The sequence below is a fragment of the Stutzerimonas sp. NM35 genome (assembly GCF_054604355.1).
Genome location: NZ_CM137728.1, coordinates 1208846 through 1223352, shown reverse-complemented (window position 1 = coordinate 1223352; position 14507 = coordinate 1208846). Strand labels below are relative to the sequence as shown.

The 14507-nt window shown below is 63.1% G+C and carries 14 protein-coding genes; 9 read left to right on the top strand and 5 right to left on the bottom strand.

The genetic code is table 11. The features are described from left to right. Positions 1 to 64 precede the first annotated feature (64 nt). A complete protein-coding gene (locus ACYCFC_RS05850) occupies positions 65 to 961 on the bottom strand; it encodes a substrate-binding periplasmic protein (RefSeq protein ID WP_459653408.1) in 897 nt (298 codons plus the stop codon). Between the two features lie 5 nt (positions 962 to 966). Then, positions 967 to 1404, bottom strand: a complete 438-nt coding sequence (pedF, locus tag ACYCFC_RS05845) for a cytochrome c-550 PedF (RefSeq protein WP_459653407.1) — start codon at positions 1402 to 1404, stop codon at positions 967 to 969. 334 nt (positions 1405 to 1738) lie between these two features. Between pedF and exaA the strand changes: the two genes are divergently transcribed. Continuing rightward, positions 1739 to 3610 carry a quinoprotein ethanol dehydrogenase gene (gene exaA, locus ACYCFC_RS05840; protein ID WP_459653406.1) on the top strand — a complete coding sequence of 624 codons (1872 nt, stop codon included), beginning with the start codon at positions 1739 to 1741 and terminating at the stop codon, positions 3608 to 3610. A 190-nt stretch (positions 3611 to 3800) separates the two neighbouring features. Continuing rightward, complete coding sequence (locus tag ACYCFC_RS05835) at positions 3801 to 4451, top strand: pentapeptide repeat-containing protein (protein WP_181084177.1); 651 nt, start codon at positions 3801 to 3803, stop codon at positions 4449 to 4451. A 191-nt stretch (positions 4452 to 4642) separates the two neighbouring features. On the opposite strand, the gene ACYCFC_RS05830 is transcribed toward ACYCFC_RS05835, so the two are convergent. Genes ACYCFC_RS05830 through ACYCFC_RS05820 form a run of 3 tightly spaced genes read right to left on the bottom strand, consistent with a single transcriptional unit; the run spans position 4643 to position 7015 of the window. Continuing rightward, positions 4643 to 5296 (bottom strand): response regulator, encoded by a 654-nt coding sequence (locus tag ACYCFC_RS05830; RefSeq protein ID WP_181084178.1) that lies wholly within the window; start codon positions 5294 to 5296, stop codon positions 4643 to 4645. Further along, positions 5277 to 6554 (bottom strand): sensor histidine kinase, encoded by a 1278-nt coding sequence (locus ACYCFC_RS05825; protein WP_459653405.1) that lies wholly within the window; start codon positions 6552 to 6554, stop codon positions 5277 to 5279. The genes ACYCFC_RS05830 and ACYCFC_RS05825 overlap by 20 nt, the downstream gene beginning before the upstream one ends. A gap of 23 nt (positions 6555 to 6577) precedes the next feature. Continuing rightward, on the bottom strand, positions 6578 to 7015 hold the full coding sequence (locus ACYCFC_RS05820; RefSeq protein ID WP_459653404.1) for a cupredoxin domain-containing protein: 438 nt from the start codon (positions 7013 to 7015) through the stop codon (positions 6578 to 6580). Between the two features lie 155 nt (positions 7016 to 7170). On the opposite strand from ACYCFC_RS05820, the gene ACYCFC_RS05815 reads away from it, so the two are divergent. The 7 genes from ACYCFC_RS05815 (at position 7171) to ACYCFC_RS05785 (ending at position 14466) form a co-directional block, all read left to right on the top strand. After that, positions 7171 to 8358 carry an ABC transporter substrate-binding protein gene (locus tag ACYCFC_RS05815; protein WP_459653403.1) on the top strand — a complete coding sequence of 396 codons (1188 nt, stop codon included), beginning with the start codon at positions 7171 to 7173 and terminating at the stop codon, positions 8356 to 8358. Next, the gene (locus ACYCFC_RS05810) at positions 8355 to 8852 is read left to right on the top strand and encodes a tetratricopeptide repeat protein (RefSeq protein WP_459653402.1); all 498 of its coding nucleotides are present in this window, start codon (positions 8355 to 8357) and stop codon (positions 8850 to 8852) included. The genes ACYCFC_RS05815 and ACYCFC_RS05810 overlap by 4 nt, the downstream gene beginning before the upstream one ends. Before the next feature lie 41 nt (positions 8853 to 8893). After that, on the top strand, positions 8894 to 9865 hold the full coding sequence (locus tag ACYCFC_RS05805; protein ID WP_459653401.1) for a YVTN family beta-propeller repeat protein: 972 nt from the start codon (positions 8894 to 8896) through the stop codon (positions 9863 to 9865). Next, positions 9862 to 10578: an ABC transporter ATP-binding protein gene (locus tag ACYCFC_RS05800; RefSeq protein ID WP_459653400.1), complete on the top strand. Its 717-nt coding sequence runs from the start codon at positions 9862 to 9864 to the stop codon at positions 10576 to 10578. Before ACYCFC_RS05805 ends, ACYCFC_RS05800 begins: the two co-directional genes overlap by 4 nt. A 241-nt stretch (positions 10579 to 10819) precedes the next feature. Beyond that, on the top strand, positions 10820 to 11617 hold the full coding sequence (locus ACYCFC_RS05795) for an ABC transporter permease (RefSeq protein WP_181084192.1): 798 nt from the start codon (positions 10820 to 10822) through the stop codon (positions 11615 to 11617). A 131-nt stretch (positions 11618 to 11748) separates the two neighbouring features. After that, the gene (locus tag ACYCFC_RS05790) at positions 11749 to 11886 is read left to right on the top strand and encodes a hypothetical protein (protein ID WP_181084194.1); all 138 of its coding nucleotides are present in this window, start codon (positions 11749 to 11751) and stop codon (positions 11884 to 11886) included. A gap of 84 nt (positions 11887 to 11970) precedes the next feature. Then, positions 11971 to 14466: a TonB-dependent receptor gene (locus ACYCFC_RS05785; protein ID WP_459653399.1), complete on the top strand. Its 2496-nt coding sequence runs from the start codon at positions 11971 to 11973 to the stop codon at positions 14464 to 14466. Positions 14467 to 14507 lie beyond the last annotated feature (41 nt).

The following is a 14507-nucleotide window of genomic DNA, read 5'->3' as shown; positions in this document are numbered from 1 at the left end:
ACGACAGCGCAGAGTCCGTCTTTGTAGGTCGGATTAGCCAAAGGCGTAATCCGACACAAAAGCATCAATCGGTCTGGTACAGCCCCGGCAGCTCATAGCGCAAGCCGTAGCCGGCATAGATACGCTCCAGGCTGCCGTCGCCGATCAGCCCTTCCAGCACGCCTTCGATGGCATAGGCCAGCTGGCGGTTGGATTCATGTACGGCCATGCCCAGGTCCCAGACCTGCCTGCCCATGTTCGGGTAAGCATTGTCGGCCAGCTGCAGATTGCTGTCGTTGGCCTGTTTCAGCAGCCAGTCGATCTCGCCGCGCATGCCCATGGTCGCATCCACTTCGCCGTCCTGCATCGCCGCGAAGGCCGCCTGGGTGCTCGGGTAATGATGCAGCATCTTCCTGATGTTGCCGTTGAGCACCGAGGACAGGTAGAACGACGGTACGCTTTCCACTTCCACCCCGACCGGGTGGTACTGGAACACCGCGACGCTGGACACTTCCTCCAGGCGCCGCTGGTCGAATGCCGACTGCCAGCGCTCACGCTGATAGGGGCCGAACATCACCACCAGTTCGTTGATCAGCTCGCCCAGCTCGTTCTGCTTGTAGGAGAATTCGCGGTCGTAGGGCACGCGCAACATGACGTCAGCCACTATGCCGGGGCGCAGGTAGTGCCCGCGCCAGATGAAGTTGCGCAGGTCATCGTCCAGCGTTTCGTCCGGCGAGATCCACAACAGTTCGACCTTCAGTCCCAGGCCGCCCGCCAGTTGCTCTGCAAGCTCGACATCGACCCCGCGCGCCTCGCCATCGACCATGTAGCTGTACGGCGGGAAGTCCCGGTATAGCGCGACCTTGAGCACACCCGATTCGATAATGTCGTCGAACTCGCGCACCTTCGCCACATGCGGCACCTGTGCCTGTACCAGGGCGCAAAACGCCAACAGACAAAGGCCCGCAAGCAACCGGCGCATGGTGATCACTGCTTGGCAGCCTCACTTTCGATATAGGTACGGATCGCCCAGAGTGCTTCCTGGCTGAGGTAGTCAGCCATGCGCGGCATATAGACTGCACCGTCGCGTACCGCGCCATTGATCACGCGATCCTTGTACCACTCATCGCCATCGAAGTCGGCTTCCAGCTCGCGCAGATCCGGGGCGATGCCACCGGAAATCGCTTCCAGGCCATGGCAGCGGGCGCAGTTCTGGTTATAGGCCGAGGAGCCAATTTCAACAGCCCTGTCATGAAACTCGCTCGGTTCACGGTAAGGATTCTCATCCAGCCATTCCTCACCCAGTGGGGCCAACCCCTTGGTCTCGACTTTCTGTGGCGTTACGTCGCCGTGGGCCATCGCAAAACCGGCTGCACCAAGCAGGCCGACAGCAAAAAGAGCGCGCAATAGGGTTTTATTATTCATGACTACCACCGTTGAGTTCTGAAACCTGAGCAAGGCGGCTCCCTGACGGAGCGCATGGCCGCCATCTTGGCGGTGCCGCAGGGAAGGCAGAATCCTGCTTTGGTTGTCTGCATCTCCTTCCTTGGTAGTAGGGCATTGGGCCGCCCTGAGCGCCCCGCAGTAGCAAGGCGAAAACACAGGCCATTTGGGAAGTTTTCCCTGCATTGTCGGGAGCTTTTCCGTATCGGTCGGGGTTCGCGCTTCCAATAATCGACGTGCCTGGCCATTGGCTCGCAGCGGACAACGACGTTCATGCGGCAAGGCCTCGTTCGTATCGACCAAGGGAATCGCAACCATGACAACAAGATCGCACCCCGGCAGCAAACGCCCTCTTGCCCTCGCCGTACATTGCCTGGCGCTGGCCGGCGGCCTGGCGTTGGGCGGCCTCGCGCAGGCTAAGAACGTCACCTGGGAAGACATCGCCAATGACCACCTTTCCACCGAAAACGTCCTGCAATACGGGCTCGGCACCCATGCCCAGCGCTGGAGCCCACTGGCCCAGGTAAACGAAGACAACGTCTTCAAACTGACCCCGGCCTGGTCCTTCTCCTTCGGCGACGAGAAGCAGCGCGGCCAGGAATCCCAGGCCATCGTCCACGATGGCGTGATCTACGTGACGGGTTCCTATTCACGCATATTCGCCCTGGATTCACGCACCGGCAAACGCCTGTGGAGCTACAACCACCGCCTGCCCGACGACATCCGCCCCTGCTGCGACGTGGTCAACCGCGGCGCCGCCATTTACGGTGACAAGATCTACTTCGGCACCCTCGATGCCAGCGTGGTGGCGCTCAACAAGGACACCGGCAAGGTCGTCTGGCGCAAGAAGTTCGGCGACCATGGCGCGGGCTACACCATGACCGGCGCACCCACCCTGGTGAAGGACGGCAAGACCGGCAAGGTCCTGCTGATCCATGGCAGCTCCGGTGATGAGTTCGGCATCGTCGGCAAGCTCTTCGCCCGCGACCCGGACACCGGCGAGGAAGTCTGGATGCGCCCCTTCGTCGAAGGCCACATGGGCCGCCTGAACGGCAAGGAAAGTACGCCCACCGGCGACATCAAGGCACCCTCCTGGCCAGACGATTCCAACCACCCCACCGGCAAGAAGGAAGCCTGGAGCCAGGGCGGCGGCGCACCCTGGCAGAGCGCGAGTTTCGATGCGGAAACCAACACCATCATCGTCGGCGCCGGCAATCCGGCCCCCTGGAACGGCTGGGAACGCACCAGCGACGGCGGCGATCCGAAGGACTACGACAGCCTCTATACCTCCGGTCAGGTCGGCGTAGACCCGAGCACCGGCGAAGTGAAATGGTTCTACCAGCACACCCCCAACGATGCCTGGGACTTCTCCGGCAACAACGAGCTGGTGCTCTTCGACTACAAGAACAAGGACGGCAAGACGGTCAAAGCCACCGCCCACGCCGACCGCAACGGCTTCTTCTATGTGGTCGACCGCAAGGACGGCAAGCTGAAGAACGCCTTCCCCTTCGTCGACAACATCACCTGGGCAAGCCATATCGACCTCGAGACCGGTCGCCCAGTCGAGCGTGACGGCCAGCGCCCACCCAAGCCTGAGCCAGGCGAAACACGCGGTAAATCTGTCGAGGTCTCGCCACCGTTCCTCGGCGGCAAGAACTGGAACCCCATGGCCTACAGCCAGGACACCGGTCTGTTCTACGTGCCCGCCAACCACTGGAAAGAGGACTACTGGACCGAGGAAGTCAGCTACAAGAAAGGCAACGCCTATCTCGGCCAGGGCTTCCGCATCAAACGCATGTACGACGACCACGTCGGCATCCTGCGCGCCATGAACCCCACCACCGGCAAGGTCGCCTGGGAGCACAAGGAACCACTGCCGCTGTGGGCCGGCGTACTGGCGACCAAGGGCAACCTGGTGTTTACCGGCACCAGCGATGGCTACCTCAAGGCCTTCAACGCCAAGACCGGCGACGAGCTGTGGAAATTCCAGACCGGCAGCGGAGTCATTTCCCCGCCAATCACCTGGGAGCAGGATGGCCAGCAGTACATCGGCGTGACCGTCGGCTATGGCGGCGCGGTGCCGCTGTGGGGTGGCGACATGGCCACGCTGACCAAGCCGGTCGCCCAGGGCGGCTCGTTCTGGGTGTTCAAACTGCCTGAATGGGACAGCAAGACGGCACAGCGCTGACTTGCAGGGCCGAACTTGTTCGGCCTTTATGGCCCCGTGGCCGAATGAATTCGACCACGGGGCCATGGAGTTGACCGGGAATCGGCAGAGTTGGCGCTCTCGGTTCCCGGCCTTCAGCTTTCTGTGGGAGCGGACTTGTCCGCGATTCAGCGGCCAAAGCCGCTTCAGAACCTCCAACCGGAAACCCGACATGAAATCACCCAGCCTTCTGCTCCCCCTCGCACTGCTTGCCAGCATCACGGCACTCGCCGCGGACGACCAGCCGCTGACCATCAACGGCTGTGTGCTGCAACCTGAAAGCCAATGCCCGGACGCCGATTTACGCGGTGCCGACCTCAGCAATATGGATCTGAGCAAAATCAACCTTGCCGGCGCCGATCTGTCCGGTGCGAACCTGCGTCATGCCAGGCTCGACCTGGCGAATCTGGAGAAGGCGAACCTCACCGGCGCCACCCTCAACCGCGCCAGCCTGCAACAGGCCAGCCTGCGTCTGACGAACTTCACTGATGCCCGGATGATCGCGATCCAGGGCTGGGGGCTGTTCGGCCAGGCCGCCCAGTTCCAGGGAGCCGATCTGACCGCGGCCAATCTGGAGTTCGCCCGTATGAGCGGGGCCAAGTTGCACGGAGCAAAGCTGCGAGCGGCGAATCTGGAAATGACCTGGCTGAGCAAGGCCGACCTCAAGGGCGCCGACCTCACCGATGCGAACCTGCAGGAAGCCAAGCTGAACGACGCCAACCTGGCCGAAGCCACCCTCACCGGTGCCCGCCGCCATTACGCGACCTTTCAGGGCACCAATATGGAGCAGTGCAAGGATTGCCCGCAGGGTTGGGAAAAATAAGGCCAATCGCCGACGTATCACCCGGCTTTTATATCTTCCTGGACTCCACACGTCGGGTCGATGAAGCGTGACCCGACCTACGAACGAGGACTCCGCACGTCGCGCGCCCATTTGTAGGTCGAATTAGCCGAAGGCGTAATCCGACGATCCGTCTAGGCTCCGCACCTCGGATCGGTAAAGCGCAACCCGACCTACGAAGCCGCCCGCTCACCGACACGCAACACGCCCGTATCGATGGCCAGATGCACCAGCTCAGCCTGGGAGCTGACCTGCAGTTTGCTCTTGAGCAGGGTCAGGTAGTTGGAGACCGTCTTGCCGCTGATACATAGCCGCTCGGCAATCACCCGTGCCGGGGTGCCCTTGGCCAGCATCACGAAGATCTCGAACTCACGCTGGGTCATGCTCTGCAGGCGCGGATCCTGGGCGTTGGCTGCCGTGGGGTTGCGTGCCAGCTGGGTCGCCAGGGGCTGTTCGATGTAAGCGTAGCCGGCCAGCGTGCGTCGTACCGCATCCACCAGCACTTGCGGTGAAGAGCTCTTGGTAATGTAACCCGCAGCGCCGGCATCGAGTGCCTGGCGCACCAGGGGCAACTCATCATGCATGCTGAAAAACAGCACCCGCAGTTGCGGCAGCCGCTGGATCAGCCGGCGAGTGGTTTCCAGCCCGCTGATACCGGGTAGCCCGACATCCATGATCACCAGGCTCGGTATCTCTTCCTGCACTTTCGCCAGTGCCTCTTCGCCATCGCAGGCCTCGACCACCTGGGCTTCAGGCAGCAGTGCGCGCAAGAGCGCCGCGTAGCCCTGGCGGACCACGGCATGATCGTCAACGAGAAGAATCTTCATGCGTCATGGCCTCTATAAGTGGAATATTCAGACAGATCACCCAACCACTGCCCGAACGACTGGACAAGGCCAGGGTTCCGCCCAGACAGCGTGCCCTCTCTCGCATCGAGCGCAGGCCGATACCCAGCGGTCGCACCTCGCTCGCGCCACAGCCGTTGTCACGAACCAGCAGGCGCAATCGCTCGCCGCGCAGTCGCAAGCGGATGCATACACGACTGGCGTGGGCATGCCGGGCAACGTTGGTCAGGGCTTCCTGCAGCAGCCGGTACAGATGCTCCTTGGTGGCCAGTGGCAACGCCGGCATACGTGCATCGATGTGCAGGCGCAGTTCGATACCCTGTGCGTCCTGCCATTGTTCGCCGAGCTGGCGGATCGCTTCCGGCAGCTCCAGGTGATCGAGCATCACCGGATACAGTTCGCGGGTCAGCCGGCGGAAACCGTTCTGCAATTGTTCGCAATTGTCATCCAGGCGCCGCGCCGTGCTGGCGACCAGCTTTGGCTGATCCTTGACGGCCTGCAACAGACAGGCCTGAGCACGGATACCGGCCAGGTACTGGCCAAGATCGTCGTGCAGCGCCTGCGCCAGTTGAGTGCGCTCGCGCTCCTGTAAGGCGAGCAGCGAGCGCGTCAACTCATCGTTTTCCCGCCGGGCACTCTGCAGGGAGGTCACCATCCGGTTGAAATGACCGGCGAGCTGACGCGCTTCGGCCAGCGAGTGACTGCCCAGACGGGTATCGAGCCGCCCCTGGGAAACCTGCTCAAGGGCCGTGAGCAGTTCATCCAGCACCGCCAGTGCCGGTCGAAGCGCCCAGCGAATCACCAGCAGGCTGAGCAGCAGCGCGAAACCGAACAGGGTCAGCAGTTGCAGCAGCGAATCCCGGACTTCATCGATCTCGTCGCCTGGATCGACGCTCAACTGCAGAATCCTGCCATCAGGCATCGGAAGGCTCACCGGCTCGGCGAGATCGCTCGGATAAAGCTGCGCGCTCAACCAGGAATGCGCGCCCTGCGGCTCCGGCACGTGCCCAGGCGCCAGCCAGCGCACACGCACATGGCGCAGGTTGTCGGTGAGTTCCGCCTGCAACGCGGCGGGGTCCCGCTCGGCGACTTCGCTCAGGTAAACCACCATCGCCTGCGCCGCACTCAGCTCGCGGCTCACGTCATGGCTGGCCTGACGCAGCAGTACCAACAGACAAACCGTGCCGATCAGGCCGAAGAACAGCGAGACCAACCAGTAGATGCGCCAGAGTGCGGACATGGGGTTCGTCCCGGCTAAAAGAACTACTTGACGATGAATTCGCCTTCCATGCCCTTGTTCTGCAGCCCCTTGCAATAGAAGGGATAGCTGCCGGGCTTGATCGGCAGGAAGAATATCTCGGCTTCACCGGCATCCTCGAACTCCAGTTCGAGCAGCGTTACGGCCTTGATCTCGATACCGCCCGCCTCGACCTTGCGCAGGAAGATCGACTGAGCGAATTCGGGCGCCTGAAACGCACACTCTTTCTGGCCACCGGAGCTGATCTTGAGCTGATAGGCGACGCCGGTTTCAAGCTGGTACTGCTTCTGGGAAACCGCGTAATCGCTTTCCTCGGAGCCGAACGCGAGATCCGGCAGCGACTGCGTGCGCAGCGTCAGGTCACCCGCCGCCTGGCTCTGGTCGAAGCCGATCAGGCTGCCGATAAACAGGATATTGAGCAAAAAGGGCTTGGCAACGCGCATGGGGTTGATCTCTTTTGTTGTTATCGATGTGCCTATCCTAGGGGTAGTACCCCGCCCCCCCTTTACTACCTTGGTACACAGCGACTGGTACTTTCTGCATATTCCCCCGTTCCGACAGGGTTCCTATGCTGGCCGCAACGCCACAGGAGCCCCCCATGCGCCATTTCCTGCAACACGCCAGCTGGCTGATCGTCCTCGCATGCTGCGCCACAGTGGCCCATGCCGTGCCGGCCAAGGAATTGTCCGTGCGTATCGGTTATCTGGGTTACCGCCCCGATCCCGGTCCGCTGCTTTCCAATGTAATTCCCGAGCCGACCGATGCCGGGCAGCGCGGGGCCGAGCTGGCCATTGCCGACAGCAACACCACGGGGCGTTTTCTCAAGCACAGCTACCAGCTGCAGGCCTTGAACAGCGATACCCCCGAGCAGCTGCTGGAAGAAGCGCGCAGGTTGCATGACGACGGCCTGCGCCTGTTCGTGATCAATGCGCCAGCCGCGCCGCTGCGCCAGCTCGCCGAGGCCCTGCCCGACAGCCTGCTGATCAACGCCGGCAGCGCCGCCGACGAACTGCGCAGCAGCAGCTGCCTGGCCAACGTGCTGCACACCCTGCCCAGCCGCAGCATGCTCGCCGACGCGCTGGGCCAGTTCCTCTCCGTGCGGCGCTGGAACCGCTGGCTGCTGATCACCGGCCCGACTGCCGAGGACCAGGCCTATGCCGAGGCGCTGCGCCGCGCCGCCAAGCGCTTCGGCCACAAGATCGTCGAAGAAAAGGCCTGGAGCTTCGACAACGACCAGCGCCGTAGCGCCCAGGCGGAAATGCCGCTGTTCACCCAGTCCCGCGAATACGATGTGGTGGTGGTGGCCGACGAGCGCGGCGACTTTGGCGAGTACGTGCCCTACCACACCTGGCTGCCACGTCCGGTCGTCGGCACCCAGGGCCTGACGCCCACCGGCTGGCACAAGACGGTGGAAACCTACGGCGCCGCACAGCTGCAAAAACGCTTCGAAGCGCATGCCGATCGCTGGATGAACGACCGTGATTTCGCCGCCTGGATGGGGGTGCGCAGCCTGGCCGCCGCCGTCACCCGGCTTGGCGAAGCCGATCCCCAGGCAATCCGCACACTGTCGCTCAGCGAAGAATTGCCGCTCGATGGTTTCAAGGGCCGCAAGCTGACCTTCCGCCCCTGGAACGGTCAGTTGCGCCAGCCCATCCCGCTGGTGCATCCGCGCGGGCTGGTGTCCAACTCGCCGCAGGAGGGCTTCCTGCACCCCTCCAGCGAACTCGACACCCTGGGCTTCGATGCCCCGGAAAGCAGCTGCCGACTGAGCGAGGTCGAATCATGAAGCGCAAGACAATCGCAGCCCTGCTGGCCCTGGCAATGCTGTCCGGCACCCCGGCCAATGCCAGCGAGGAGATGAGCTACGAGGCCTACATCGACAGCCCCAAGCGAATCAAATGCATGTACGGCTACGTCACCGCCAAGACCGGCAATTTCGAGGCGGCCAAAACCATTTTCGAGGACTGCGTCGCACGCTGGAACGACGTCTACTCACTGATCTGGCTGGCGCAGATGTATGAGAACGGCAACGGCGTCGAGCCTGACCTTTCCCGGTCCGCCGCACTGCTCAGGCAGGGCGCGGAGCAGCCCGACAACATCAGCTACGTGAGCCTCGCGCGTTACCACTGGGGCGTGGCCCTGGCCGAAGGGCGCGGCGTGGAAGCTGATCGCGCGGCGGCGCGCGTGTGGCTGCAGCGCGCCGCGGCGGACGGCCAGACTGAAGCCAACGATTACCTGCTGCGCCTGGACGAAACCAGCAACACCGATTCGCTCCGCTAGCCCAAAGCCGGCCACACATAACGACAAAAGAGAGCCCGACCATGACCCGAACCCTCCTTGCCGCCGCCATTTCCTGCGCCCTGGCGTGCGCCAGCGCGTCCGCCCTGGCCGCCAGCGCATACGTTTCCAACGAGAAGGACAACACCATCAGCGTGATCGATCTTGTCACCATGGAAACGGTCGAGACACTGGAGGTCGGCATGCGCCCACGCGGCCTCACCCTGTCCCATGACAACAAGCTGCTCTATATCTGCGCCAGCGATTCGGACACCGTGCAGGTGATGGACCTGGCCACACGGCAGATCATCAAGCAACTGCCTTCCGGCGCCGATCCCGAACAGTTCGCCCTGCACCCGAACAACAAGTGGCTGTATATCTCCAACGAGGACGATGCCCTGGTCACCGTGGTGGACGTGGACGACGGACAGGTGCTGGCGCAGATCGACGTCGGCGTCGAGCCCGAAGGCATGGCCGTCAGCCCCGACGGAAAGTGGGCGGTGAACACCAGCGAAACCACCAACATGCTGCACTGGATCGATACCGCCAGCAACGAACTGGTGGACAACACCCTGGTCGATCAGCGCCCACGGCACGTCGAGTTCACCCAGGACAGCAAGCTCCTCTGGGCCTCGTCGGAAATCGGCGGCACGGTCAGCGTGGTCGATGTGGCGCAGCGGCAGATCATCAAGACACTGAATTTCGCCATCAAGGGCGTCCACCCGGACCGGGTTCAGCCGGTGGGCATCAAGCTCAGCTCGGACGGCAAATACGCCTTCGTCGCCCTCGGCCCGGCCAACCATATCGCCGTGGTCGATGCGCAGACCTACGAGGTGCTCGATTACCTGCTGGTGGGTCGGCGGGTCTGGCATATGGCGTTCAATACCGACGAAAGCCAGTTGCTGACCACCAACGGCGTCAGCGGCGATGTCTCGGTAATCGACGTGAAGAGCCTCAAGGTGATCAAGTCGATCAAGGTCGGGCGCTACCCCTGGGGCGTGGTGGTGACGCCATGAGTGCCCTGCGGGTCGAGCACCTCGGCTTTGCCTATGGGGAGCGACAGGCCCTGCGGGATGTCGGTTTCACTGCCGCAGCCGGGCGTTTCACCGCCCTGCTCGGCCCCAATGGCGCCGGCAAGTCCACCCTGATCGCCCTGCTCACCCGCCTCTATGATCTGCAGCAGGGCGAAATCCGCGTGGCCGGTTACAGCCTGCGCACGCACCCGCGCGAGGCGCTGCGACGCCTCGGCGTGGTATTCCAGCAAAGCACCCTGGATCTGGACCTCAGCGTCGAACAGAACCTGCGTTACCACGCCGCCCTGCATGGCATGCCGCGCGTGCTGGCCAACGAGCGCATCGAGCAGGAACTGCAACGCCAGCAGCTCATCGAGCGACGCAAGAGCCGGGTGCGCGAACTCAATGGCGGCCATCGCCGCCGGGTCGAAATCGCGCGCGCATTGCTGCACAAGCCGAGCCTGTTGCTGCTCGACGAAGCCAGCGTCGGCCTGGACCCCGCCAGCCGCCAGGCGCTCAACCTTCACGTACGTTCGCTGTGCCAGAGCGAAGGCATGAGCGTGCTGTGGACCACGCACCTGCTCGATGAAGTGCAGAGCGACGACGAACTGCTGATCCTCAATCGCGGCAGCCTGGTGGCTCAAGGCCGCGCCGATGAGCTTTCAGCCGCCGATGGCAGCCTGGAGAAAACCTTCGCCCGCCTGACCCGTGTTTGAAAAACATAAACCGTAGCCTGGATGAGATGCGCAGGCGCAACCTGATGCTTCAAAGGCATACCCTGACTCTGTCCGTCGGGTTGATAGAGCGTAATCCGACCTACGAAGCCACAGCCATTTGTAGGTCGGATTAGCCAAAGGCGTAATCCGACAACCCGAAGGCGTAATCCCTAACGCCAACCCTTGCATGAACCCCATGACGGAAGCGCCTGCGCGATTCCGTCCTACTGGAGACCTGTCCATGAATGCCCACTGGGAATGCCTGCGCGCCATCGTGTTCCGCGAGTGGCTGCGTTTCGTCCAGCAGCGCTCACGCTTTTTCAGCGCCCTGGTGCGGCCACTGTTGTGGCTGGTGGTGTTCGCCGCCGGTTTCCGTGCCGCCCTGGGCATCGCCATCATCGAGCCCTACGACACCTACATCACCTACGAGACCTACATCGTGCCGGGGCTGGCCTGCATGATCCTGCTGTTCAACGGCATGCAGGGCTCGCTGTCGATGGTCTACGACCGCGAGATGGGCAGCATGCGCGTGCTGCTGACCAGCCCCATGCCGCGCAGCTTTCTACTGGCCAGCAAACTCCTGGCCACCGCGCTGATTTCGCTGCTGCAGGTCTATGCCTTCCTGTTGATCGCCTGGTTCTACGGCGTGCAGCCGCCCATGGCGGGGCTGCTGGCCGCCCTGCCGGCGCTGCTGCTGGTCGCGCTGCTGCTCAGTGCGCTGGGCCTGCTGCTGTCCAACGGCATTCGCCAGCTGGAGAACTTTGCCGGGGTGATGAATTTCGTCATCTTTCCCATGTTCTTCCTGTCCTCGGCGCTCTATCCGCTGTGGAAGATGCGCGAAGCCAGCGACTGGCTGTACTGGATCTGCGCCCTCAACCCCTTCACCCACGCCGTGGAACTGGTGCGCTTTGCCCTGTATCAGCGTTTCAACCCAACGGCCCTGGCGATCTGCTGTGGGCTGACCCTGCTGTTCGTCGTACTCGCCATCGTCAGCTTCAATCCGCAGCACGCCACCCTGCGCCGCGGCACCGGCCAGTGATGGCTGTACTTTGGTAGCGCCCGCTCGATGCCAATGAAGGATTTTGCCCCGCAGCGCCCAGGAATCTAATTGGAGCGCCACCGCCGCCACGGCCGGTGGCCATCATTTGCAAAACCGACCCGGAGTCGTGGATGCGCAAGTCTCGGATACACCTGGGTGGCTTCCTGAAGCTCAGCCTCGCGGTGGAGCCACGGGTGTCGCCAAACACAGGCGCTACGCCGCTCGCCTCACAACTGCTGCGCAACGACACCTGGCAGCAGGCCGGCTGAGCCCATCAGCGCCCGCTCGCCGAGCGCGTACCCCTGCGGGAACGCCTCGCATTTCCCAACACAACAACAACATTGGTAGCCAACATGCCTACAGCCACCCCGTTCCGCCTGAGCACTCTGGCGTTGCTCATGGCCCCCGCTTGCGTGACGCCCCTGGCCGCAAAAGCCGCGGAAACAGAGCCGGTGCTCACCCTCGAACAGATGAATGTGGTCAGCACCCTGCTGCTACCCTCGCTGGGTGTACCGGAAGACAGCGTGGCCGCGCCGATACAGGGCTTCACCGACGAGGACCTGCGTAACAGTCAGGCCCTGGGGTTGGCCGACTACCTCAAGCGACAGACTCCCGGTGTCTACGTCAACGAGATCCAGAACAATCCGCTGCAACCGGACATCAACTACCGCGGTTTCACCGCCTCCCCCCTTCTGGGCACACCCCAGGGGCTGTCGCTGTACGTCGATGGCGTGCGCATGAACCAGCCATTCGGCGACGTGGTGAGCTGGGACCTGATCCCCTCCAACGCCATTTCCAGCGTCTCGCTGGCTCCCGGCAGCAACCCCGTCTTCGGCCTCAACACCTTGGGCGGCGCCCTCTCGGTGCAGACCAAAAGCGGTCGCGACAACCCCGGCGGCGCGCTGCAGAGCACCATCGGTTCCCACGGTCGACTGATCCAGGAAGCCGAATACGGCGACAGTGCCGGTCGCTGGGACTGGTTCTTGGCAGGCACCTACTTCGAGGAAGACGGCTGGCGCGAGCATTCCGAATCCGACGCCCAGAACCTGTTCGGCAAGCTCGGCTGGTACGGCGATGCCACCGATCTCAAACTGACCTACAGCTTCGCCGACACCGACCTCAACGGTAACGGCATGGTGCCCAAGAGTTTCCTGCGCCGGGACTACGACAGCGTCTACACCCACCCGGACAACACCCAGAACACCTCCAGCTTCCTCAACCTGCAGTGGGACCACCGCTACAGCGACAATCTGATGCTGTCCGGCAACGCCTACTACCGCCACATCAAGACCGACACCTTCAACGGTGACATCAACGACGAAGCCCTGCCCGAGGGCGTCGGCAATCCGGGGCAGAACATCCTGCTCAACCCCGGCGCCTATACACCGGTCGGCAACCTGGCCGCCTGTATCGACGAATTCGAACCAGGCGGCGAGCCGGGCGAGAAATGCACCGGCATGATCAACCGCACCCACACCGTGCAAAGCAACGCCGGCGTTTTCAGCCAGCTGTCCGTGCGCAACCGGCTATTCGGCAAGGACAATACCTTCGCCATCGGCGGTGGCTTCGATTACAGCCAGGTGCGCTTCGACCAGTCAGCCGAATACGGCGCCCTCACCGCCGACCGCGGCATCATCGGCACCGGCGTGTTCTCCGAGGCGGGCAATGTCTTCAACATGGACGGCGAACTGGACGACAGCGCGGTAAAGCTAAAGGGCGACACCCGCACCTGGAGCCTGTACGGCAGCGATACCCTGACCCTCGCCGAGGGGCTGAACCTGACCCTGTCCGGTCGCTACAACCATGTCTCGGTGCGCAACCACGACCAGCTGACCCACTACGAACTCAATGCCGCCGGCGACGGCCTGAGCGACGACATCGACGAAAACGCCTCGCTCAGCGGCACGCACAGTTTCAGTCGCTTCAATCCCGCCATCGGCCTGACCTTCAGCCCGAGCAGCAGCCTGACCACCTATATCGGCTACAGCGAAGGCAGCCGTACCCCCACCACCATCGAACTGGGCTGCGCCAACCCCGAGTCCCCCTGTCGCCTGCCCAACTCCATGGCCGGCGACCCGCCGCTGGAGCAGGTGGTCACCAAGACTTGGGAAGCCGGCCTGCGTGGCCTGATCGGCGACAACGCGCAGTGGAATGCCGGGGTGTTCAGCTCGCGCAACCTCGACGACATCATGTTCGTCTCCTCCAGTACCAGCGGCAGCGGTTATTTCGACAACTTCGGTGAAACCCGCCGGCGTGGCGTCGAAGCCGGTATCGCCGGCACCTGGGGCGCGTGGATGCTGGGTGCCAACTACACCTTCATCGACGCCACCTACCAGTCGAACGAAACCTTCATGGGCGAGGCCAACAGCAGCGCGGATGACGGCAACATCAGCGTGAAATCCGGCGACCGCATTCCCATGATCCCGCGCAATATCCTCAAGCTCTCGGCCCGCTACGCAGTCACCGAGCAGTTCAGCATCGGCGCCGACGCCATCAGTGTTTCGGGCTCCTACGCCCGTGGCAACGAGAACAACGACCACCAGAGTGGCGGCCTGTATCTGGGCAGCGGCAAGGTCGGCGGCTACACCGTGTTCAACCTCAACGGCGCCTACCAGATCACCCCACAGTGGCGCGTGTTCGCCCAGGTCAACAACCTCTTCGACCGCGAATACGCCACCGCCGCCATGCTCGGCGTCAACCCCTTCGATGCCGGCGGCGTGATGCGCACCGATGGCGCGGCAGCCAATGGTACGGTCAATGGTCGGCGCAGCAACTCGGTGGGCGAGACCTTCGTCGCCCCCGGCGCGCCGCGCACCGCCTGGTTGGGAGTGCGCTGGCAGTTCGACTAGAGCCGATGACATGGCCCCGGCTGCCGGGGCCTGCACGGGAT

What these genes read in the sequence shown, in the direction of transcription:
- ACYCFC_RS05825 (WP_459653405.1), bottom strand. Translation starts at nt 6,554, where the DNA reads ATGTCCGCACTCTGGCGCATCTACTGGTTGGTCTCGCTGTTCTTCGGC.
- exaA (WP_459653406.1), top strand. Translation starts at nt 1,739, where the DNA reads ATGACAACAAGATCGCACCCCGGCAGCAAACGCCCTCTTGCCCTCGCC.
- ACYCFC_RS05810 (WP_459653402.1), top strand. Translation starts at nt 8,355, where the DNA reads ATGAAGCGCAAGACAATCGCAGCCCTGCTGGCCCTGGCAATGCTGTCC.
- ACYCFC_RS05830 (WP_181084178.1), bottom strand. Translation starts at nt 5,296, where the DNA reads ATGAAGATTCTTCTCGTTGACGATCATGCCGTGGTCCGCCAGGGCTAC.
- ACYCFC_RS05835 (WP_181084177.1), top strand. Translation starts at nt 3,801, where the DNA reads ATGAAATCACCCAGCCTTCTGCTCCCCCTCGCACTGCTTGCCAGCATC.
- ACYCFC_RS05790 (WP_181084194.1), top strand. Translation starts at nt 11,749, where the DNA reads ATGCGCAAGTCTCGGATACACCTGGGTGGCTTCCTGAAGCTCAGCCTC.
- ACYCFC_RS05850 (WP_459653408.1), bottom strand. Translation starts at nt 961, where the DNA reads ATGCGCCGGTTGCTTGCGGGCCTTTGTCTGTTGGCGTTTTGCGCCCTG.
- ACYCFC_RS05820 (WP_459653404.1), bottom strand. Translation starts at nt 7,015, where the DNA reads ATGCGCGTTGCCAAGCCCTTTTTGCTCAATATCCTGTTTATCGGCAGC.
- ACYCFC_RS05815 (WP_459653403.1), top strand. Translation starts at nt 7,171, where the DNA reads ATGCGCCATTTCCTGCAACACGCCAGCTGGCTGATCGTCCTCGCATGC.
- pedF (WP_459653407.1), bottom strand. Translation starts at nt 1,404, where the DNA reads ATGAATAATAAAACCCTATTGCGCGCTCTTTTTGCTGTCGGCCTGCTT.
- ACYCFC_RS05795 (WP_181084192.1), top strand. Translation starts at nt 10,820, where the DNA reads ATGAATGCCCACTGGGAATGCCTGCGCGCCATCGTGTTCCGCGAGTGG.
- ACYCFC_RS05785 (WP_459653399.1), top strand. Translation starts at nt 11,971, where the DNA reads ATGCCTACAGCCACCCCGTTCCGCCTGAGCACTCTGGCGTTGCTCATG.
- ACYCFC_RS05805 (WP_459653401.1), top strand. Translation starts at nt 8,894, where the DNA reads ATGACCCGAACCCTCCTTGCCGCCGCCATTTCCTGCGCCCTGGCGTGC.
- ACYCFC_RS05800 (WP_459653400.1), top strand. Translation starts at nt 9,862, where the DNA reads ATGAGTGCCCTGCGGGTCGAGCACCTCGGCTTTGCCTATGGGGAGCGA.